We start from the raw sequence: 20,308 nt of genomic DNA on the forward strand, positions 1-20,308 counted from the left end.
GACGGAGCCCGGGACCGAAACGCGTCCGTGCGCTACCGCCTGCACCCCCGCATGTGGTTGGTTGTCGTCATGGGAGCCGAGGTCAACGCGCAGAGCTACACGCGTGAGCAGCGCCAGCGCTACCGCGAGAAGGTGCGTCAGAACCTCGACGTCTTCGAGCGGATGCTCACGACGAGCTCGTTCGAGTTCGACAAGCCGATGACCGGCCTCGAGATCGAGCTCAACCTCGTCGACGAGCACCAGCAGCCGCACTTCCACAACGCGCAGGTCCTCGAGGCCATCGCCGACCCCGGCTACCAGACCGAGCTCGCGCAGTACAACATCGAGCTCAACGTCCCGCCGCGGCCGCTGCCCGGCGACTCGGCCCTCGAGCTCGAGGCCGACCTGCGGGCCAGCCTCAACGCCGCCGACGCCGCGGCGAAGCGGGTGGGCTCGACCATCGTGGCCATCGGCATCCTCCCGACGATCATGCCCGAGCACTACGAGGGCGACTGGATCAGCGGGAACAACCGCTACACGGCGCTCAACGACTCGATCTTCCTGGCCCGCGGCGAGGACGTCTACCTCGACATCGAGGGCCCGACGGGGGAGCGGGTGGCGACCTACTGCGACTCCATCGCCCCCGAGTCGGCCTGCACGAGCGTCCAGCTGCACCTCCAGGTGGCGCCCCACGAGTTCGCCAACCACTGGAACGCCGCGCAGGCCCTGTCGTCGGTGCAGCTGGCCCTGGCCGCGAACAGCCCGTATTTCTTCGGCAAGCGCCTGCACGCCGAGACCCGCATCGAGCTGTTCACCCAGGCCACCGACACCCGGCCCGTCGAGCTGAAGAACCAGGGGGTGCGCCCCCGGGTCTTCTTCGGCGAGCGCTGGATCACCTCGATCTTCGACCTCTTCGAGGAGAACGTCCGCTACTTCCCGACCCTGCTCGCCGAGGTCAGCGACGAGGACCCGATGGCCAAGCTCGAGGCCGGCATCGCCCCCGAGCTCGCCGAGCTGCGGCTGCACAACGGCACGGTGTACCGGTGGAACCGGCCGATCTACGACATCGTGGGCGGCACCCCGCACCTGCGCGTCGAGAACCGCGTCCTGCCCGCCGGCCCCACCATCGCCGACGTCCTGGCCAACGCCGCGTTCTACTACGGCGCCATCCGCGTGCTGGCCTCCGACGACCGCCCGGTGTGGACCAAGATGAGCTTCGCCGCGTGCGAGGAGAACTTCCGGCGCGCGGCCCGCGACGGCATCGAGGCCCGCATCTACTGGCCGGGCTTCGGCGAGGTCTCGGCCGACGAGCTGGTGCTGCGCCACCTCCTGCCGATGGCCCACGAGGGGCTCAGGGCGTGGGGGGTCTCCGACGCCGTGCGCGAGCGGTTCCTCGGCATCATCGAGGGTCGGGCCACCACCGGGCAGAACGGCTCGGACTGGCAGACCCGCACGGTCGAGCACTACGAGGCCGAGGGCCACGACCGCCGCGAGTCGCTGCGCCTCATGGTCAAGCGCTACGCCGAGCACATGTCGGGCAACGAGCCGGTGCACACCTGGCCGGTGCCCTGACCCCTGCGCGCGGTCAGTCGCGCGGCGGCTCGATGTTCCAGCCGCGCACGGCCGGCACGCCGTGCTCCTCCTCGAGGAGGCAGAGGGTCGCCGGTTCGAGCAGCAGGTGGGCGCCGAAGCGCGGCTCCTGGCGCAGCCGGGTGGCCGCGAGGACCCGCAGCAGGTGCCCGTGGGCGACGAGCACGACGTCGCCGTCGGCGAGCGAGCCCTCGACCCGGGCCAGTACGCGCGAGGCCCGCGCCGAGACCTCCTCGACGGTCTCGCCCGGGGTGTCGCCGGGGACGACGCCGTCGCGGAACACCGTCCAGGCGGGGTCGCCGGTCAGCTCCCGGATCTGCGGGGTCGTCAGGCCCTCGTAGCCGCCGTAGTCCCACTCGAGCAGGTCGTCGTCGGTCTCGGGGGCGAGGCCGGCCAGCTCGGCGGTGCGCCGGGCCCGCGCCAGGGGGAGGCGACGGCCCGCACCACCCGCAGCCGGTCCAGTGCCGGCCCGAGCGAGCGGGCCTGGGCCTCCCCACGGGCCGTCAGTGGCACGTCGGTGCGCCCGGTGTGCCGGCCGGTCGCGGACCACTCCGTCTCACCGTGGCGGACGAGGACGAGACAACCCGGCTCTGGCATGCGCGCCATCCTCGCAGGGCGGTGACAGGATGTGCCGGTGAGCACCGACCCCAGCACCCCGCCCGCGACCGGAGGCACCGGCCTGGGCCACCGCAGCGTGACGATGACCCGGCTCGAGAAGGGCGTCTACGAGGTCACCAACACCCGCGGCGGCACGCTGCGCGTCGGCGGGGGAGGCGACACCGACGACTTCACGCCCGTCGAGCTGTTCCTCACCGCGATGGCCGCCTGCAGCGCCACCGACGTCGACTTCATCACGAGCCGGATCGCCGAGCCGACCTCCTTCGACGTCGACGCCGAGGGCGAGAAGGCCCGCGACGACGACGGCAACCACATGGAGGACCTGGAGATCACCTTCCGGGTCCGCTTCCCCGAGGGGGCCGACGGCGACCGCGCCCGCCAGCGCCTCCCCAAGGCGATCGCCCAGAGCGGCGACCGGCTGTGCACCGTGTCGCGCACCGTCCAGCGCGGCGCACCGGTCTCCTACCGGGAGGCCTGAGCAGGTATCGCCGCGGGCACCGGCGCCTCCTCACCGGTAGCGGTCCCGCCGACCAGAGGAGCAGCCATGCAGCCGGACCCCGCACTCGCCGCGGTACGCACCTACGGGTACCTCCGCCTCGCCCTGGCCGGGCTGGTGCTCCTCCTCTTCGCGGCCGTGGCGCTCGAGTTCCGGGCCACCGGTGACGACTGCCTCCAGACCTCGATCAGCGCGTACTGGCACACCCCTGCCCGCGCGGTCTTCGTCGGCGTGCTCGTGACGATGGGCGTCTGCCTCGTGGCGCTCAAGGGCAACACCCCCGGCGAGGACATCGCGCTGAACTTCGCGGGGATGCTCGCGCCCGGCGTCGCCTTCATCCCGGTGCACGACCCGGGCACCTGCTCCTCGGTGCCGATCCAGGTGTCGGACGCCGGACCGGCGGTCGCCAACAACATGCAGGCGCTGTTCGTCCTCGGCGCGGTGGCCCTGGCCATCGGCGTCTGGAGCGCGCGGCGGGCGCAGGCGGGGGACGCCCACCGGCCGGCGGCATCGACCGGGCGAACCTGCTCGGCCTGCTCGTCGCCTTCGCCGTGATGGGCGGCGGCGCGGTGTGGTTCTACGTCGCGCGCGACTCGTTCGTCGCCCACGGCCACGACGCCGCGGCCATCCCGATGTTCCTCGCCATCGTCGTCGCCGTGTGGCTCAACGGACGCGACGTCGACAAGGCGGTGACGCAGGGCAGCATGCCCTCGGACGCCTCCCGGTACGTGCGGACCTACCGGGCCATCTCCACGGCGATGCTGCTGACCCTGGCGGCGACGGTGGCGGCGAACTTCCTCTCGCCCTGGGACCACCTCGTGCTGTGGGTCGAGGTCGTCCTCATCACCCTCTTCGCGGCCTTCTGGCTGGTCCAGACCAGGGAGCTGTGGGACCGCGGCCTGCGCTCCTCCTGAGGCGGCCGCCGCGGGCCTAGGCTGTCGGGGTGGCCCGCTACCTCGACGTCCACCCGGTCGACCCCCAGCCGCGCGCGATCCACCAGACCGTCGCGATGCTGCGCGAGGGCGGCCTCGTGGCCTACCCCACGGACTCCGGGTACGCGCTCGGCGCCCTGATGGGCGACCAGCAGGCCAAGGACCGCATCCGCACCATCCGGCGGCTCGACGACCGGCACCACTACACGCTGGTCTGCCGTGACTTCGCCCAGCTCGGCCAGCTCGTGCACGTCGACAACCACGTCTTCCGGGCGGTCCGCGCCGCGACACCGGGGCCGTACACGTTCATCCTCCCGGCGACGCACGAGGTGCCGCGGCGGCTGCTGCACGCGAAGAAGCGCACGGTGGGGGTCCGCATCCCCGAGCACCCGGTGGTCAGGGCGCTGCTCGCCGAGCTCGGCGAGCCGCTGCTCTCCTCGACGCTGATCCTGCCCGGCGAGAGCGAGCCGATGACCGACGGCTGGACGGTCAAGGAGGAGCTCGACCACGTCGTCGACGTCGTCATCGACTCGGGGGAGTGCGGCACCGAGCCCACGACCGTCGTCGACTACACGACCGATCCGGCCGGTGAGGTGGTCCGCCAGGGTGCCGGGCCGTGGCCCATCCGCTGAGACGTGTCGCGGCTCGGCGCCGGTGAGCCGGCCGGCGCCGAGCCGCAGCGGTGGAGCGTGCCCCGGGCGCCGTGCCGGAGGGGAGGACGGGCGACACCTCAGGGGAGTGTCGACCAGGCCGGCGCGGGCTGCTGCCACCGAGGTCCACGCTACGAGCCCGTCGGTCACGGTGGGACAAGCCGCGTGTCAGGAGTCGGTAAGGGTTCGGTCAGGCCTTCGGCGGGGTCAGCGGGCCGGCGACCGTTGCGCAGCACCTCGAGCACGCGGGCGTCGATGCCGTCCGGGGAGTGCCGGTTCTCGAGGTTGACCTCGCCCATCCACGCCTCGAGGGCGGTCTCGACTGGACCCGGGTGGCCGGCGGCACCGAGGAGCAGGCCGACCTCGTCGCGCAGGTCGCCCGTCAGCGGCGAGACGTCCTCCGGCACACCGAAGTACAGGGTCGACAGGCCGTGCAGCCGGGACAGCTCGAGCGGTGCGTCCGGGTGGTCGTCGACGCGCAGGTCGGCGAGCACCCCGCACCCGTCGTAGCCCGCGCCGGGGGCCCGGACGAGGAGGGCGGCGCTCTGCCGACCGCGGGAGTCCCCGCCGGCGGCGTCGCCGGCCAGGAGGACGGCGAGCAGCCGGGTGTCGAGCGGGGCACCGGCCTGGGCGCGCCAGGCCGACTCCATCGCCTCGACCACCTCCGGACCGGTGAGGATGTTGCCCTGGATCGCGTAGGCCGACGTGTCGTCACCGCCGCTCACCCCACCGGCCCAGTGCAGGCAGGTGCTTCCGGTGACCGTGGCCGCACCGGTGGGCCCGACGACGCCGACCTGCCGGTCCGCGCGCCCGTCGTCGGCCGCGGTGGCGCGCTCGAGGGCAGCGGCGGCGTCGGTGCCGGAGCGGAGCGCGTCCTCGAGCTCGTCGAGGTAGGCGACCCGCGCCATCGCCTGCGTGGCGATGGCCGCGACGCCGGTCACGACGCGCGGGACGACCGACCCGACGGCGAGGAACTTGCTGGCCACGGCGACACCCCAGGCGTCACCGTCGCGGGCGGCGATCGAGAAGGTCATGCACCCGAGCCTAGGCGCGGCGCAGGAGCAGGACGGTCTCCACGTGCCGGGTCTGGGGGAACATGTCGACGACCCGGCCCTCGACCGGGCGCAGGCCAGGCATCGCGGCGAGGTCGCGGGCCAGCGTGTCGACGTTGCAGCTCGAGTAGACGACGTGCGACGCGCGGGAGGCCTCGAGCCGGGCGGCGAGCGCGGGGCCGATGCCGCGGCGCGGTGGGTTGACGACGACGAGGTCGGGGTCGCCGGGCAGGTCGGCCGTCGCGTCGGCGGTGGTGAAGGTGATGTCGAGCCCCACTGTGCGAGAGCTCATCTCGGCTGCCGCCTGGCGAGCGGCGGCCACCGCGTCGGGGGCCGACTCGACGCCGGTGACCCGTCGGCCGGGCGCTGCGAGGTGGAGGGCGAAGCCGCCGACACCGCAGTAGAGGTCGGTGACCGAGTCGGGGGCGACGTCGTCGGCCCACCGACGGGCCTGGTCGTAGAGCCGCTGTGCGACAACGGTGTTGGTCTGGAAGAACGCACGCGGGCCGACGTGGAGGGTGACGTCACCGAGCCGCATGGGCAGCAGCGACTCGTCGGTGAGGACGACCTCGGTCTCGCCCTCGAGCACCGCCTTGTGCTCGGGGTGCAGGTTGACCGTCACGACCCGGGCCGAGGGCACGGCGGCGAGCACCGCGGGCAGCGCACCGCGGACGGCCGTGAGCCCGTCCTCGCTGCGCACGACGAAGCGGACGAGGTGCTCACCGGCGGGGAGTGGGTGACGATGAGGTACTTCAGCTCGCCCCGGCGGGCGGGCACGTCGTAGGGCTCGAGGCCGAGGTCGGCGACGACGCGGTGCAGGGGGTCGAACGTGGCCGACAACCCGGGCTCGTAGAGGCCGCAGCGGCGCAGGTCGACGCCGCGGCCGCGCTCGTCGAGGATGCCGAGCGTCGGCCGCCCCGCGCGCCCGCCCACGACGAGCTTGGCCTTGTTGCGGAAGTGCGACGGGGGGGAGGTGACCGGGGGCAGCCAGCGCAGGCCGGCCGAGTGCGCGGCGAGCACTTCGCGGACGTGGCGCTCCTTGTCGGCGAGCTGGGTGTCGTACGGGCTGCCCATGAGGGTGCACGAGCGGCACCGGCCGGCGTCGAAGTAGTCGCACTGCATCGCCGCACAGCGTACGGCCGACGCGGAGCCGGGCGGGTGTCGGTGCGGGGTCCTAGCGTGGGGCACGGCTCGGCCACCGACGGAAGGGACCCCATGACCACCCTCGACGGACGCTCCGGGACGGCGCTGCTCGTCATCGACGTCCAGAACGGTGTCGTCGGTGACGCCCACGACCGCGACGGCGTCGTCTCGCGCATCGGCGCGCTCGTCGAGCGGGCGCGCGGTCAGCAGGTCCCGGTCGTCTGGGTGCAGCACAACAGCGACGACGAGCTGCGCGCGGGGGAGGAGCCGTGGCAGATCGTGCCCGAGCTCGTCCCGGCCGACGGGGAGGCCGTCGTGCAGAAGCGGTACGGCGACTCCTTCGAGGGCACCGACCTCGAGGACGTCCTCGCGGCGGCCGGGGTCGGGCGGCTCGTCGTCACGGGCGCCGAGACCGACGCGTGCGTGCGCTCCACCATCCACGGCGGGTTCACCCGGGGCTACGACGTCACACTCGTCGGAGACGCGCACACCACGGGGGACAAGTCCGACTGGGGCGCACCGGCTCCCGCCGACGTCATCGCCCACACCAACCTCTACTGGCAGTACCAGGACGCCCCGGGGCGCACGGCCGGCACCGCCGACGCCGCCGACGTCGTGCTCGGCTGAGTCCCGCCTACTCCGGCGACTCGAGCGCGCGGAGGGCGACGGGCAGGAACGGTCGGGCCATCTCCCCGTACCCGGCGTCGTTGGGGTGGAAGAAGTCCGACGCGAGCCGGCCGCGCCAGCTGCTGGGCCCGTCGGTGCGCAGGTCGACGATGGTGAGGTCGCCGCGCCCGGCCGCCTCCTCGAGGTGCAGGTTGGCTCGGCGCGCCGCGGTGCGCGGCTGGGGGAGGGTGGCCACCACGGCGCCGCGCGGGAGCGCGGCCACCATCCGGGCGAACGCGTCGGGCAGGCCGCGGCGGAAGGCCCCGCCGGCGAACAGGTCGTTCGAGCCGATCATCACCGTCACGAGGTCGGGCTCGTCGGTGCCGACCGGCGGTGGCAGGGCGCGCAGCACCGGCAGCTGCTGGTCGACGAGGTCGGGGGTGCGGGCCCCGGTGGCCGAGAGGTTCACGACGACGAGGGGATGGCCGCGCTGCGCGAGCAGGGCCGCCAGCTGGTCGACCCACCCGGCGTCCCACGCGGAGGCACCGACGCCCTGCGACATCGAGTCGCCGAGCACCACCCATCGGCGGCCGGGAGCGCCCAGGGCACGGCGGTTGTGCTCGGCCCAGGCCGTGGCGTACGGCTCGACCTGGTCGTTGACGGCCCGGACGCCGGGCAGCACGCTGCCGAGCGCGCGGGTGAGCACACCGCGCTCCCGCCCGGTGCGGTTCTCGTAGCCCAGCGGCAGGGGAGCGGTGCTCACGCCAGCCCCTCCCGGACCGCCGCGAGGGAGCGTCGTTGGACGCCGGCGTCGTCGACGTTGTCGTCGGCGAGCCAGGCCCGCATCGCCGCGCGCACGACGGGCCACTCGGCGTCGGTGACCGAGAACCAGGTCGTGTCGCGGTTGCGTCCCTTGACGATCCGGTCCTGGCGCCAGGTCCCCTCCTCCACGAACCCGAGGCGGAGGGCGGCCCGCCGCGAGGGCGCGTTGAGGCTGTCGCACTTCCACTCGTACCGGCGGTAGCCCAGGGTGTCGAACGCGTGTTCGGCCAGGAGCAGCTGGGTCTCGGTGGCGGCCCGGGTGCGCTGGAGAGCGGGGGAGTAGACGATGGCCCCGACCTCGATGCTGCCCATGGCGGGGTCGGCGCGCATGAGATCCAGGCGCCCGAGGAGGGAACCGTCGGGGGACTCGACGGCGAACGACGTGCCGAGCGGCGGACGGGCGGCACCCGCGATGGTGGCCAGCGCCGCTGCGGATGTCGTCGGCGGGTCCCAGGGCAGGTAGGTCCAGAGCTCGGGGTGGACGCCCAGGGCCTCGACGACGGCGGGCGCGTCCTCGGCCACGAGCGGCCGGAGCGTCACGAACCGGCCGGCGAGGACGACCGGGGCCGGCGGGGCGGCGCCGTGCCAGTCCAGCGTGTCGCCGACGCTCTGACCGTGGGCGTTGGTGGCGGTCACGCGCCCAGCCTATGGTCGGCGTCCGGTGCGGCTGCCCCTAGGCTCGCCCGGTGACGACGCCCGACCCTCCGAGCCCGAGCGCCACCTCCGAGGGCATCGCCCCGGCCGACCTCGCGGTCGTCCTGCGCGTCCTCGGGTCGCTGCACGAGCTGCCGGCCGACCACCCCGACATCCAGACCGTCAAGCGCGCCACCGGGAAGATGTACAAGGCCGTCCGCAAAGACCGCAAGGCCGCGGCCCGGGCCGCCGAGGTGGCCCACGACCGGACGGTCACCGAGGCGACGGCGACCGGTTCGCGCCAGCGCATCGACGACGAGACCCGGGGCATCCCGCTCGTCTCGAGCGCCCCCGGAGCCGTGGCGGGCACCTTGCTCAACCCGCGGGGCTGCTACATCTGCAAGTCCGACTACCGGCAGGTCGACGCGTTCTACCACTGGCTCTGTCCGACGTGCGCCGCGATGTCGCACGCCAAGCGCGACCAGCGCACCGACCTCACCGGCAAGCGGGCGCTGCTCACCGGGGGGCGCGCCAAGATCGGGATGTACATCGCCCTGCGGCTGCTGCGCGACGGCGCGCACACGACCATCACGACCCGCTTCCCGCACGACGCGGTGCGGCGGTTCGCGGCCCTCGAGGACGCCCCCGAGTGGATCCACCGGCTCAAGGTCGTCGGCATCGACCTGCGCGACCCCACCCAGGTCCTGTCGCTGGCCGACGAGGTCGCGGCCGCCGGCCCGCTCGACATCCTCGTGAACAACGCCTGCCAGACGGTGCGGCGCAGCCCCGGCGCGTACTCACGGCTGGTCGAGCTCGAGTCGGCCCCGCTGCCCACCGACGTTGCGCTGCCCGACGTGGTGACCTTCGACCGGGTCAGCGAGGCCCACCCGGCCGCGATCGCGGGGGCCCTGCGCGAGCACGAGGTCGCGCACCACGACGGGGAGAGCACCGCCCACGCACTGGCGGCCCGGACGGCGGCGCAGCTGAGCGCCATCGCCCTGTCGGCGGACAGCGCATCGCTCGAGCGCCACCGGGCGGGGACGGCGGTTGACGCCGGGGGACTGCTGCCCGACCTGCAGCGGACGAACTCCTGGACACAGCACGTCGACCACGTCGACCCGCTGGAGCTGCTCGAGGTGCAGCTGTGCAACCAGACCGCACCCTTCCTCCTGGTGTCCCGGCTGCGCGCGTCGATGCGGGCCGCGGTGCAGGCGGGGGCCCGGCGCGCCTACGTCGTCAACGTCAGCGCCATGGAGGGCCAGTTCTCGCGGCGCTACAAGGGGCCGGGGCACCCGCACACGAACATGAGCAAGGCCGCGCTGAACATGCTGACACGCACCTCGGCGGGCGAGATGTTCGAGACCGACCGGATCCTCATGACGGCCGTCGACACGGGGTGGATCACCGACGAGCGGCCGCACGACGAGAAGCTGCGGCTGGCCGACGAGGGCTGGCACGCGCCGCTCGACCTCGTCGACGGTGCGGCCCGTGTCTACGACCCCGTCGTGCGCGGCGAGGCCGGGGAGGACCTGTACGGCTGCTTCCTCAAGGACTTCCGACCCAGCCCCTGGTGATCCGGGGGGAGCCCCGTGCGAAGGCGTATTGACATAATGTGGATTATCGGCGTTGGGTGAGCGGGCTGGGTACGGTCGCGTGCAGGTCGGCGCCGTACGCTCCGGGCCGTGACCGTTCCGGAGCCTGACACCGACCACGGGACGTCCCGCGTGTCGCGCCGGCGGCTCGGCGTCGCGCTGCTGGTGCTGGCGGCCCTGGTCGCCGTGGCGGTCGGCACCGGCGCGTTCCTCGGGCGCGATCGCAACACGCCGGACATCGACGGCCTGCGGACCTGGCGCCTCGAACCGTCGCACGTCACGGGGCCGGTCGACCATGCACAGTCGCCGGCCGTGGGCGGCCCGCACGCACCGCAGTGGCTGAACTGCGGGGTGTACGGCGCCCCGGTTCCGGAGGAGAACGCGGTGCACTCGCTCGAGCACGGCGCGGTCTGGGTCACGTACCGGCCCGGGCTGGCGAGTGCCGACGTGTCCCGGCTCGTGGCCGGGCTGCCCGACACCTTCGTCATCGTCTCGCCGTACCCCGGGCTGCGCGCACCCGTCGTCGTGTCGGCCTGGGGCGCCCAGGTGGCCCTGCGCGGGGTCGACGACGAGCGCCTCGGCGAGTTCGTCCGGTTCTACCGCCGCGGCGTCACCACGCTCGAGCCCGGCGGCCCGTGCCACGGCGGCACCGGTGCTCCCGGTCGGGAGTGACCCTCAGGCGCCCACGTAGGCGGCCAGGTGCTGTGCCGTGAGCGTGTCCCGCCGGGCGACGAGGTCGGCCGGCGGCCCCTCGAAGACGACGCGTCCGCCGTCGTGGCCGGCGCCCGGTCCGAGGTCGACGATCCAGTCGGCGTGCGCCATGACCGCCTGGTGGTGCTCGATCACCAGCACCGACGTGCCGCCGTCGACGAGCCGGTCGAGCAGCCCCAGCAGCTGCTGCACGTCGGCCAGGTGCAGCCCGGTCGTCGGCTCGTCGAGCACGTAGACCTCGGCCCGTTCGCCCATCCGGGCCGCGAGCTTGAGGCGCTGGCGCTCACCGCCGGACAGCGTCGTCAGCGGCTGACCGAGCGTGAGGTAGCCCAGCCCGACGTCGGCGAGGCGCTGCAGGACGGCATGGGCCGCAGGAACCCGGCTGTCGCCGGCGGCGAAGAAGGACTCCGCCTCGGTGACCGGCATGGCGAGCACCTCGGCGATGTTCCGGCCTCCGAGCGTGTACTCGAGGACGGCGGCCTGGAAGCGCCGGCCCTCGCAGTCCTCGCAGGTCGACTCGACCGTGGCCATGACCCCGAGCTCGGTGTAGATGACGCCGGCCCCGTTGCACGTCGGGCAGGCCCCCTCGGAGTTCGAGCTGAACAGCGCCGGCTTGACGCCGTTCGCCTTCGCGAAGGCCTTCCGGATCGGTTCCAGGAGGCCGGTGTACGTGGCCGGGTTGCTGCGCCGCGAGCCCTTGATCGCGCCCTGGTCGATGACGACGACGCCGTCGCGCCCAGCCACCGATCCCGTGACGAGCGAGCTCTTGCCCGACCCGGCCACACCGGTCAGCACGCACAGGACGCCGAGCGGCAGGTCGACATCGACGTCGCGCAGGTTGTGCGTCGCGGCTCCGCGCACCTCGAGGACGCCGGTGGCCGGACGCACGGAGTCCTTGAGCCGGGCCCGGTCGTCGAGGTGTCGGCCGGTGACCGTGTCGCTCTCCCGCAGCCCGTCGACCCCACCCTCGAAGCAGACCTCTCCCCCGGCCGACCCGGCCCCCGGGCCGAGGTCGACGACGTGGTCGGCGATGGCGATGGTCTCGGGCTTGTGCTCGACGACGAGCACCGTGTTTCCCTTGTCGCGCAACCGGATCAGCAGCTCGTTCATCCGCTGGATGTCGTGCGGGTGCAGCCCGATGGTCGGCTCGTCGAAGACGTAGGTGACGTCGGTGAGCGCCGACCCCAGGTGCCGGATCATCTTGGTGCGCTGGGCCTCTCCCCCGGACAGCGAGCCGGCCGGGCGGTCGAGCGACAGGTAGCCCAGGCCGATCGTCGTGAACGAGTCGAGCAGGTGCTGCAGTCCGGCGAGAAGCGGTGCGACAGAGGGCTCCTCGAGGTCGCGCACCCAGGCGGCGAGGTCGCTGATCTGCATCCGGCACAGGTCGGCGATGTTCTTGCCGGCGATCCGCGAGGCGCGCACCTCCGGCCCGAGGCGGGTGCCCTCGCAGTCCGGGCAGGTCTGGAAGGTGACGGCCCGCTCGACGAAGCGCCGGACGTGCGGCTGCATCGCCTCGGGATCCTTGGACAGCATCGACTTCTGGATGCGCGGGATGATCCCCTCGAAGGTGAGGTTGACGCCCTCGACCTTGATCTTGGTGGGCGGCGCGAAGAGCATCGTGTCGAGCTGCTTGGCCGTGAACGAGGCGATGGGCCGGTCCATCGGCAGGCCCATGCCCTCGAAGAGCCGGCCGTACCAGCCGTCCATCGAGTACCCCGGCACCGTGAGCGCCCCCTCGCGCAGCGTCTTCGTCTCGTCGTACAGCGCGGTGCGGTCGATGTCGTTGACCTGCCCCATGCCCTCGCAGCGCGGGCACATGCCCCCGAGGTAGACGGCGCCCTTGACGACGCTCTTCTCGGTGCGCCCGCCCTTCTCGGTCGACATCACCCCGCTCGCCACGCGGGTCGGCACGTTGAAGGAGAACGCGGTCGGTGGCCCGACGTGCGGGTCTCCGAGCCGGCTGAACAGGATGCGCAGCATCGCGTTGGCGTCGGTGGCGGTGCCGACGGTGGAGCGGGGGTTGGCGCCCATCCGCTCCTGGTCGACGATGATCGCCGTCGTCAGGCCCTCGAGCCGGTCGACCTCGGGGCGGGCCAGGCTCGGCATGAAGCCCTGCACGAAGGCGCTGTAGGTCTCGTTGATGAGGCGCTGGGACTCGGCCGCGATCGTGCCGAAGACCAGCGAGCTCTTCCCGGACCCCGACACCCCGGTGAACACCGTGAGCCGGCGCTTCGGCAGGTCGACGCTGACGTCCTTGAGGTTGTTCTCGCGGGCCCCTTGCACCCGGATGACGTCGTGCCGGTCCGCGTCGCTCATCCGGTCAGGCTAGGCGGGCCGGGGCCCTCCTCGCTTCTCGGTTCCTCACCTCCTCGGTCGCCGGCGCCTCGTCGGGCAGCCGACGCACCCGGGCCGCCTCCACCTCGTAGCGGCTGGCCGCGGCGGCGCCGGCGCGGAAGAACCGCCGCCGCAGCGACCCCTCGACCTCCACCCGCATCCCGACCGTGAGCCGGGAGGCCGCCCGGCGCGTGGCGGCGCTCCAGCACGCGACGTCGAGGGTGTCGACCCCCGGGCGGTCGCGGCCGCGCGCCCGAGGGCGCGGGACGGTGACCCGCAGCGTGTGGACCACGTCGCCGCTCGGCAGCTCGCGTGGTGCGTCGAGCGAGGTGACCCTGCCGACGAGCCGGACCATGTTGTCGTCGTTCCCGGACATGACTCCTACCCCTGTCGTGGTGCGGTCGGTACGCCACCAGCCCACCGTGCCCCGGACCCCGCGGCAAGGCCGCTCCCGGTGCCTGTGGACGACCGCGCGCTGGGCCGCCCCTGTGGACGGACGGACCCGGCGGGCGACCCCCGGTGGGGTTCGTGGGGCCGGTGTGACCGCTCGGCCCCCCGACCTCGGTCGATCGGCCACCAATTCGGCCGGAGCCGCCGCCGGCCCTCGCTCCTGTGCCTATCGTGGAAGGACGCGCACGGTGCAGGGCGTGCGCCGGTCCCCGCGTCGTCGGGGCCTTCAGCGTGGGAGAGAAGTCAAGTGCGTCGATCGGTGGTGGGGATGATGGTCCGTCGGACCGTCGTCGCCGTGCTCACGGGAGCGGTGGGCCTGGCCCTCCTGGCTCCCGCCGTCCCGGCCTCGGCACTCCCCCGTGGCCCGGAGACCGGTCCGGTGCTCGGTGCCGCCACCCCGACACCGACCCCCACGCCGACCCCGAGCCCCACGCGGTCCGGCACCCCGACGCCGACCCCCTCCCCCACACCCCACCCGTCGGCCACCCCGAAGCCCCCGGCCCGGGCGGCGGCCACGAGGAGCCCGACGAGCCGGCGCCGATCTCGGGGCAGCGCTGGCCGCCCAGATCGCCGAGGCCGACCGCGTCGCCGGGCTCATCGAGCGCTCCACCTCCGACGTCGCCGCCGAGATGCGGCGCATGGACGTGCTGTCCGACCGCTCGAACGCCGTCCTCGAGGACCTCGCCGAGGCCACCGACACCGAGGCGGCCGCCCGGCAGGAGGCCACGCAGGCCCGCACCGACCTCGTCGCGCTCGAGGCCCGGCTGGCCATCGCCCGGGCCGTGGTGCGCGACTGGGTGTTCGACGTGTACTCCGGCGGTGGCGGCGACTCCGACATCGTCGGGATGTTCGACGCGATGAAGAGCGACGACGAGCGGGTCGGCGACCCCCTCGGCGACCTGTCCTACCTCACCGACCAGCGCACGCGGGCCCTCCAGGAGGTGCGGGTCCTCACCGCCGAGCAGGTGCGCCTCACCGCCACCGCCGAGCAGGCCGAGGCCACCGCGACCACCGCCCGCGCCAAGATCGCGCGCACCAAGGCCGAGCTCGATGGGCTGATGGCCGCGCAGCGGGAGAAGATCGGCGCTCTGCGCAAGGCGCAGATGGCCGAGGTCGACAAGGCCGGACCCATCGCCGGCGCCCTCGTCGGTGCCCGCAGCCCCGCGGCCCGGCGGGCGGCCGAGCGGCTGCGCGCGGCCCTCACGCTCGCCGTCGTCGAGACCGCGCACGTCGGCAAGCCCTGCACCGACGACTCCGGCGCCTACCCCAACGGGATGTTCCCCACCAAGGCCCTCTGCGCCGTCTGGGGAGCGCCCGGCGAGCGGCTCGCGCCCCGCGCCGCCGCCGCGTTCAGTGCGATGTCCAAGGCCTACGCCGCACAGACCGGCACCCCGCTGTGCATCACCGACTCCTACCGCTCCTACGCCGAGCAGGTCTCGGTCAAGGGCACCCGCGGCCGGTTCGCCGCCACCCCGGGCACGAGCCGGCACGGCCTCGGCCGCGCGGTCGACCTCTGCGGCGGCGTCGACGACTTCGGCTCGGCGGCCCACCGTTGGATGCGCCAGAACGCCCCGCTCTACGGCTGGTTCCACCCCTCGTGGGCCGAGGCCGGCGGGTCGCTGCCCGAGCCGTGGCACTGGGAGTACGCGGGCTGAACGAGCCCCTGCCCTCCCCCGGCGATGACGCGCTGGACCGAGTAGTCCGACCTACGGCGCGCGGCGGCACCGGTGTGGAACGCTGCGACCCATGACGACGCAGTCGCAGGCCCCGGAGGCCTACGCGGAGACCGCCAGGTACCAGCGCCCCTGGTACTGGTACGACTGGGCCAACTCGGCCTTCGTGACGACCGTCGGGACGGTCCTCTTCGGGCCCTACCTCACCGAGGTGGCCACCGAGGCGGCCTGCCCCGGGCTCGCCGAGGACGCCACGTGCACCACCGACCTCTACGTCGTCCCCGCCGCCGCGAACCTCCCGGGCTGGGTGTCCGGCGCGGCGATGGTCCTCGCCGTGCTCCTGCTCGTCGGGCTGGTGCTCTCGCTCGTGGCCTACGCCCGCGACACGAAGCTGCCGTACCGCCCCTCGGCGCTCATCGGCCCGCTGGCGCTGGCCACCGTCGTGCTCGTGCTCACGGCGCCGCTCGACCCCGGCTCGGTCGCCCCCTACACCGTCACCCTCGCGACGATCGTCTCGGCCGTCCTGCTCGTCTTCGTCGGCGCGGTCACCGACCGCACGCCGCGCCCGGCCCGGCTGCTTGGCATCTTCGCCTGGACCGGCTCGGCGGCCGGCATCCTGCTCTTCTTCCTCTCGGGCACCAACTGGCGCTTCGGCGCCCTGATGATGATCATCGCCTCGATCAGCCTCGGTGCCTCGCTCGTCGTCTACGACGCCATCCTCTGCCGCATCGCCCACCCCGATGACCGCGACAAGGTCTCCAGCCGCGGCTGGGCCCTGGGCTACCTCGGCGGCGGTCTGCTGCTGGCGGTCAACCTCGTCATCGTCAGCAAGCCCGAGCTCATCGGGGCCACCACGGGCACGGCCGTGCGCATCAGCCTGCTCTCGGCCGGCCTCTGGTGGGCGCTGTTCACCCTCATCCCCGTCATCGGGATGTGGAACCTGCGCGGGACGCCGCAGTCGGCCGTCGACGCCCCACGCGCCGGCATCATCGGCGGCAGCCTCACCCAGCTCGGGCACACGTTCCGCGACCTGCGCGCCTACCCGAACACGCTGCTCTTCCTGCTCGCCTACCTGTTCTTCAACGACGGCATCCAGACCGTCATCTCCTCGAGCAGCCTCTACGGCGCCGAGCAGCTGAAGTTCGGGCAGAGCCAGCTCATCGCCCTCATCCTGCTCGTCCAGTTCGTCGCCTTCGGTGGGGCGCTGCTCTTCGGGTGGCTGGCCGGTCGCTGGGGGCGTGGCGCACCATCCTGCGCAGCCTCGTCGCGTGGTCGCTCATCGTCATCGCGGCGTTCTTCCTCCCGGAGAAGGCGTTCATCCCGTTCGTCGCGCTCGGGGTGTTCATCGGCATCGTGCTCGGCGGGTCCCAGGCCCTGAGCCGCTCGCTCTTCTCGCAGCTGGTCCCCCGGGCCCGGGAGGCGGAGTTCTTCGCCTTCTACCAGGCGATGGAGCGCGGCACCTCGTGGTTCGGGGCCCTGACCTTCGGCCTCGTGCACCAGCTGACCGACTCCTACCGGCCGGCGATCGTCGCGCTCATCGTCTTCTTCGTCCTCGGGTACCTCGTGCTGCGACGCGTCGACGTCCGGCAGGGCATCCTCGACGCGGGGAACGAGCTCCCCCGGGTGGTCTGAGCCGACGTGGTGTGATGCACGTCACACCCGTGGGTACCGTCCGGTAGGCCGTGGAACAACGAACCCCCTGCGCACGTTCTCTCAGCATTGACCCGACCGCGAGGACCCCGGTCGGGACATCAAGAACCCTCGGGAGACACCCATGGCAGAACGCAGCCTACGCGGCAGCCGACTCGGCGCCCTCAGCATGGAGACCGACGACAACGTCGTCCCCTCCGAGCGCCGGATCACGACGTACCTGTGCCCCAACGGGCACTCCATCGAGCTTCCCTTCTCCGTCGAGGCCGACGTGCCGCCGACCTGGGAGTGCCGCTGCGGCGGCGTGGCGAAGCTCCAGGGCGGGGGCCCCGAGCCGGAGGCCAAGCCGGTCAAGCCCCAGCGCACCCACTGGGACATGCTGCTCGAGCGTCGCTCGATCCCCGAGCTCGAGGAGCTCCTCGAGGAGCGCCTCACGCTCCTGCGCGAGTCCCGCGGCGAGAAGACCAAGAAGAAGAGCGCCTGACGCTCCCCGCTGACGCGCCGGCCGACCCTCGGGTAGCCGGCGCGTCGTCGTGTGCGCTCAGTCGACGATCTGGCCCTGCACGACGTCCGGTGGACCGTCACCCGGCCGGCCCGGGCCGCCCCCGAAGGCCCCGAACAGCCGACGGGCGACGACGGCCTCCAGCCAGATCCGGGCGATCGGCCGCGTCCACGGCAGGATGACGAGCAGCCCGAGGACGTCGGTGACGAACCCCGGGACGAGCAGCAGCACTCCCCCGACGAGCACGAGGACGCCGTCGGCGAGCTCGCGGGCCGGCATCCGCCCGCTGCGCAGGGCCTCGCGCAGGGCACCCCACGCCCGAGCGCCCTCCTTGCGGATGACCCAGGCGCCGAGGACCGAGGTGAGCAGCAGGAGCAGGACGGTCGGCCAGCCGCCGATGGTGCGACCGACGAGGACGATGGTCGCCACCTCGACGAGCGGCACGAGGACGAGGACGACGACGAGCAGCCGGCGCACGAGCCGACCCCGCCGGCCGCGACCGGCGTAGGGCGTGGCGCCGGGCCGGGTCACAGCTCGTGCCAGCGCTCGGGACGGCGGGTCAGCTCGCGCACCTGGCGGGCCCGGTGGCGCACCCCCCAGCCGGTGATGCGGCGCAGCGACTCGGTCATGATGTCGCGGCTCATCTTGGAGGCCCCGACCTCGCGCTCGACGAAGGTGATGGGCACCTCGACGACGGTCAGCCCGGAGCGCACCGCCCGCCAGGTGAGGTCGGTCTGGAAGCAGTAGCCCTGGGAGGCGACGTCCTCCAGGCCCATCCGGCGCAGCGCGTCGGCCCGGTAGACCCGGAACCCGGCCGTGGCGTCGTTGACGGGCATCCCGAGCAGGACCTTGACGTAGAGGTTGCCGCCGACCGAGAGCGCCTTGCGGTGCAGCGGCCAGTTGACGACCTTGCCGCCGGGGACCCACCGCGAGCCGATGACGGCGTCGGCGTGCTCGGCGGCCGCGAGGAGGGCGGGCAGGTGCTCGGGGCGGTGCGAGCCGTCGGCGTCCATCTCGACGACGGCGTCGTAGCCGTGCTCGAGGGCCCAGTGGAAGCCGGCGAGGTAGGCGGCCCCGAGGCCCTCCTTGCCGGCGCGGTGGAGCACGTGGACGTGCGGGTCCTCGGCGGCGAGGGCGTCGGCGATCTGCCCGGTGCCGTCCGGGGAGGCGTCGTCGAGGACGACGACGTCGACGGCGGGGACGGCCGAGCGCACGCCGTGGACGGCGACCGGCAGGTTCTCGGCCTCGTTGTACGTCGGGATGAGCACGGCGACGCGCTCGAGCGGCGGACGGGTGGTGTCAGGCAACGGGGTGTTCCTCGGGGGTGGCGGGCTCTGCGGCCAGCCTAACGCGCGGACGGACCCGGCCCGCAGCGAGGACGAGCAGGGCGAGCAGCGCGGTGGCGACGACGACGGGGGCCTCGCCGAACCGGTCCGAGGGGGTCTCCTCGTGGCGCAGCACCGGTCGGCCCAGCCGCTGCTCGGCCGTGAACAGGCCGGTCTTCCCGGTCACGGTGCCGTCGGGTGCGACGAACCCGCTGACGCCGACGGTCGAGACGTGGACGACGCTGCGCCCGTGCTCGATGGCCCGGATGCGCGAGATGGCGAACTGCTGCTCGGACTCGGCGGTGTACCCGAAGGTCGCGTTGTTGGTCTGGACCATGATCAGCGAGTCGCGCCCGTCGGCGGCGGCCACGCTGTCGCGCATCAGCCCGTCGTAGGCGACCTCGAAGCAGATGGTCGGCAGGGCCGCGTAGGAGCCGCCGGGTGCGGGCACCTCGAAGACGCCGATCGTCGTCCCCGCGACGAAGTTGCCGGCGAGGTCGGCGGCCGAGGTGAACATCCGGAAGAACTCGCGGTGCGGGATGTACTCCGCGAACGGCACCGGGTGCAGCTTGGTGTAGCGCTGCGGCTCACCGGCTCCCGTGTAGAACAGCGAGACGTTGGAGTTGGCGCCGACGGGCTCGGCGAGGACGGCCCCGACGACGAGCGGGACACCGAGCCGCTGCTGCACGGCGCGGATCTCGGCGTTCGCGTCGGGGTTGCGGAAGGGGTCGATGTCCGAGGCGTTCTCGGGCCAGACCACGAGGGTGAGGTCGTCGGGTGCCCGGTCGGCGAGGGACTCGGTGCCGCGCACGTGGTTGTCGAGCACCGCCCGGCGCTGGGCGTTGAAGTCGAGCCCCGCCTTCGGCACGTTGCCCTGGACGAAGCCGACCGCCTCGGTGCGCCCGTCGGTGGGCAGGTGGATGAGCCCGGAGGCGAGCGGTAGGGCGGCCACGACGAGAGCGAGCGCCATCCCCACCGGCCGACGTCCCAACAGCGCCCAGCCGAGGGCGAGCAGCCCGGTGCCGGCGACGGCCACCGCGAAGGTCACGCCCGGTGCGCCGAACCAGCGGGCCAGGTGGGCCAGCGGTCCGTCGGCCTGGCTGAACGCCAGGCGCGCCCACGGGAACCCGCCGTACGGGGTGGTGGAGCGGGCCCACTCCTGGGCGACCCAGGCCAGGGGGACGAGCAGCAGCGCGGCGCCGCGGTGGCCGGCGGCGACGAGCCGGCGCCCGGCCCACCCGACGACCGCCGACATCATCGCGAGGTAGAGCGCCTCGAGGGTGGCCAGGGCGAACCACGGGAGCTCGCCGACGTAGACGCCGGACCACGAGAGGGTCGGGACGAAGAAGGCGAGCCCGGCGAGCAGCCCGAGGAGGAAGCCGCGCGGCCCGCCGGCGGTCAGGGTGGCGGCGCCGAGGAGGGCGACGCCGACCGGCGCGAGCCACCAGAGGTCGTGGTCGGGGAAGGCCAGCCAGAGGGCGAGCCCGGCGAGCACGGCGGCGAGCAGGCTCGCCGGGAGCCGGGGCGGGGTGGGCACGGGCCCACCGTAT

The 20,308-nt window shown here is 73.5% G+C and carries 20 protein-coding genes and 2 pseudogenes; 12 read left to right on the plus strand and 10 right to left on the minus strand.

The annotated features are described in order from the left end of the window. Nucleotides 1-69 precede the first annotated feature (69 nt). Nucleotides 70-1,551, plus strand: a complete 1,482-nt coding sequence (locus G7075_RS06270) for a glutamate-cysteine ligase family protein (RefSeq protein ID WP_166119965.1) — start codon at nucleotides 70-72, stop codon at nucleotides 1,549-1,551. A 13-nt stretch (nucleotides 1,552-1,564) separates the two neighbouring features. Here G7075_RS06270 and G7075_RS06275 read toward each other — a convergent pair. After that, nucleotides 1,565-2,175, minus strand: a pseudogene (locus G7075_RS06275) (histidine phosphatase family protein). Between the two features lie 28 nt (nucleotides 2,176-2,203). Here G7075_RS06275 and G7075_RS06280 point away from each other — a divergent pair. The 4 genes from G7075_RS06280 (at nucleotide 2,204) to G7075_RS06295 (ending at nucleotide 4,247) form a co-directional block, all read left to right on the plus strand. After that, a complete protein-coding gene (locus tag G7075_RS06280) occupies nucleotides 2,204-2,665 on the plus strand; it encodes an OsmC family protein (RefSeq protein WP_240917935.1) in 462 nt (153 codons plus the stop codon). Between the two features lie 66 nt (nucleotides 2,666-2,731). Further along, nucleotides 2,732-3,238 carry a hypothetical protein gene (locus tag G7075_RS06285; RefSeq protein WP_166119967.1) on the plus strand — a complete coding sequence of 169 codons (507 nt, stop codon included), beginning with the start codon at nucleotides 2,732-2,734 and terminating at the stop codon, nucleotides 3,236-3,238. Further along, a complete protein-coding gene (locus G7075_RS06290) occupies nucleotides 3,238-3,597 on the plus strand; it encodes a hypothetical protein (RefSeq protein WP_166119970.1) in 360 nt (119 codons plus the stop codon). Before G7075_RS06285 ends, G7075_RS06290 begins: the two co-directional genes overlap by 1 nt. Before the next feature lie 29 nt (nucleotides 3,598-3,626). Continuing rightward, the gene (locus G7075_RS06295) at nucleotides 3,627-4,247 is read left to right on the plus strand and encodes an L-threonylcarbamoyladenylate synthase (RefSeq protein ID WP_166119973.1); all 621 of its coding nucleotides are present in this window, start codon (nucleotides 3,627-3,629) and stop codon (nucleotides 4,245-4,247) included. 164 nt (nucleotides 4,248-4,411) lie between these two features. On the opposite strand, the gene G7075_RS06300 is transcribed toward G7075_RS06295, so the two are convergent. Then, complete coding sequence (locus tag G7075_RS06300) at nucleotides 4,412-5,299, minus strand: DUF1028 domain-containing protein (protein WP_166119975.1); 888 nt, start codon at nucleotides 5,297-5,299, stop codon at nucleotides 4,412-4,414. 10 nt (nucleotides 5,300-5,309) lie between these two features. Next, nucleotides 5,310-6,439: pseudogene (locus tag G7075_RS06305) on the minus strand (methyltransferase domain-containing protein). A 93-nt stretch (nucleotides 6,440-6,532) separates the two neighbouring features. Between G7075_RS06305 and G7075_RS06310 the strand changes: the two are divergent. Beyond that, nucleotides 6,533-7,087, plus strand: a complete 555-nt coding sequence (locus tag G7075_RS06310; protein ID WP_166119978.1) for a cysteine hydrolase family protein — start codon at nucleotides 6,533-6,535, stop codon at nucleotides 7,085-7,087. 7 nt (nucleotides 7,088-7,094) lie between these two features. On the opposite strand, the gene G7075_RS06315 is transcribed toward G7075_RS06310, so the two are convergent. Both G7075_RS06315 and G7075_RS06320 read right to left on the minus strand, forming a co-directional pair. Beyond that, nucleotides 7,095-7,829 carry an SGNH/GDSL hydrolase family protein gene (locus tag G7075_RS06315; RefSeq protein WP_166119981.1) on the minus strand — a complete coding sequence of 245 codons (735 nt, stop codon included), beginning with the start codon at nucleotides 7,827-7,829 and terminating at the stop codon, nucleotides 7,095-7,097. Then, nucleotides 7,826-8,524 (minus strand): GNAT family N-acetyltransferase, encoded by a 699-nt coding sequence (locus G7075_RS06320; RefSeq protein ID WP_166119984.1) that lies wholly within the window; start codon nucleotides 8,522-8,524, stop codon nucleotides 7,826-7,828. Before G7075_RS06320 ends, G7075_RS06315 begins: the two co-directional genes overlap by 4 nt. Before the next feature lie 50 nt (nucleotides 8,525-8,574). Between G7075_RS06320 and G7075_RS06325 the strand changes: the two genes are divergently transcribed. Continuing rightward, entirely contained in the window at nucleotides 8,575-10,095 is a 1,521-nt protein-coding gene (locus tag G7075_RS06325) for an SDR family NAD(P)-dependent oxidoreductase (protein ID WP_166119987.1), read from the plus strand. 108 nt (nucleotides 10,096-10,203) lie between these two features. Beyond that, complete coding sequence (locus G7075_RS06330; protein WP_205860632.1) at nucleotides 10,204-10,785, plus strand: DUF3105 domain-containing protein; 582 nt, start codon at nucleotides 10,204-10,206, stop codon at nucleotides 10,783-10,785. A 3-nt stretch (nucleotides 10,786-10,788) separates the two neighbouring features. Here the strand turns inward: G7075_RS06330 and G7075_RS06335 are convergent, their stop codons facing one another. Beyond that, entirely contained in the window at nucleotides 10,789-13,140 is a 2,352-nt protein-coding gene (locus G7075_RS06335; RefSeq protein WP_166119990.1) for an excinuclease ABC subunit UvrA, read from the minus strand. 4 nt (nucleotides 13,141-13,144) lie between these two features. Continuing rightward, complete coding sequence (locus tag G7075_RS06340; RefSeq protein ID WP_166119992.1) at nucleotides 13,145-13,534, minus strand: single-stranded DNA-binding protein; 390 nt, start codon at nucleotides 13,532-13,534, stop codon at nucleotides 13,145-13,147. A gap of 712 nt (nucleotides 13,535-14,246) precedes the next feature. Here G7075_RS06340 and G7075_RS20930 point away from each other — a divergent pair. The 4 genes from G7075_RS20930 to G7075_RS06360 all read left to right on the plus strand — a co-directional run bounded on the left by G7075_RS20930 (nucleotide 14,247) and on the right by G7075_RS06360 (nucleotide 17,415). After that, a complete protein-coding gene (locus tag G7075_RS20930) occupies nucleotides 14,247-15,263 on the plus strand; it encodes a M15 family metallopeptidase (protein ID WP_166119995.1) in 1,017 nt (338 codons plus the stop codon). 91 nt (nucleotides 15,264-15,354) lie between these two features. Next, a complete protein-coding gene (locus G7075_RS06350; RefSeq protein WP_166119998.1) occupies nucleotides 15,355-16,659 on the plus strand; it encodes an MFS transporter in 1,305 nt (434 codons plus the stop codon). Continuing rightward, nucleotides 16,566-16,913: an MFS transporter gene (locus tag G7075_RS21975; RefSeq protein WP_256378066.1), complete on the plus strand. Its 348-nt coding sequence runs from the start codon at nucleotides 16,566-16,568 to the stop codon at nucleotides 16,911-16,913. The genes G7075_RS06350 and G7075_RS21975 overlap by 94 nt, the downstream gene beginning before the upstream one ends. Before the next feature lie 142 nt (nucleotides 16,914-17,055). After that, nucleotides 17,056-17,415, plus strand: a complete 360-nt coding sequence (locus tag G7075_RS06360) for an RNA polymerase-binding protein RbpA (protein WP_166120003.1) — start codon at nucleotides 17,056-17,058, stop codon at nucleotides 17,413-17,415. Nucleotides 17,416-17,472: 57 nt separating this feature from the next. On the opposite strand, the gene G7075_RS06365 is transcribed toward G7075_RS06360, so the two are convergent. From G7075_RS06365 to lnt, 3 genes are read right to left on the minus strand one after another with little or no spacing between them, the layout of a single operon-like run. Continuing rightward, on the minus strand, nucleotides 17,473-17,964 hold the full coding sequence (locus tag G7075_RS06365) for an FxsA family protein (protein ID WP_166120006.1): 492 nt from the start codon (nucleotides 17,962-17,964) through the stop codon (nucleotides 17,473-17,475). Continuing rightward, nucleotides 17,961-18,740, minus strand: coding sequence for a polyprenol monophosphomannose synthase (locus tag G7075_RS06370; RefSeq protein ID WP_166120009.1), 780 nt, complete (start codon nucleotides 18,738-18,740; stop codon nucleotides 17,961-17,963). The genes G7075_RS06365 and G7075_RS06370 overlap by 4 nt, the downstream gene beginning before the upstream one ends. Continuing rightward, nucleotides 18,733-20,295 (minus strand): apolipoprotein N-acyltransferase, encoded by a 1,563-nt coding sequence (lnt, locus tag G7075_RS06375; RefSeq protein ID WP_240917936.1) that lies wholly within the window; start codon nucleotides 20,293-20,295, stop codon nucleotides 18,733-18,735. Before lnt ends, G7075_RS06370 begins: the two co-directional genes overlap by 8 nt. Between the last annotated feature and the right edge of the window lie 13 nt (nucleotides 20,296-20,308).

It is taken from the genome of Phycicoccus sp. HDW14 (assembly GCF_011383005.1).
Classification (GTDB): domain Bacteria; phylum Actinomycetota; class Actinomycetes; order Actinomycetales; family Dermatophilaceae; genus Phycicoccus.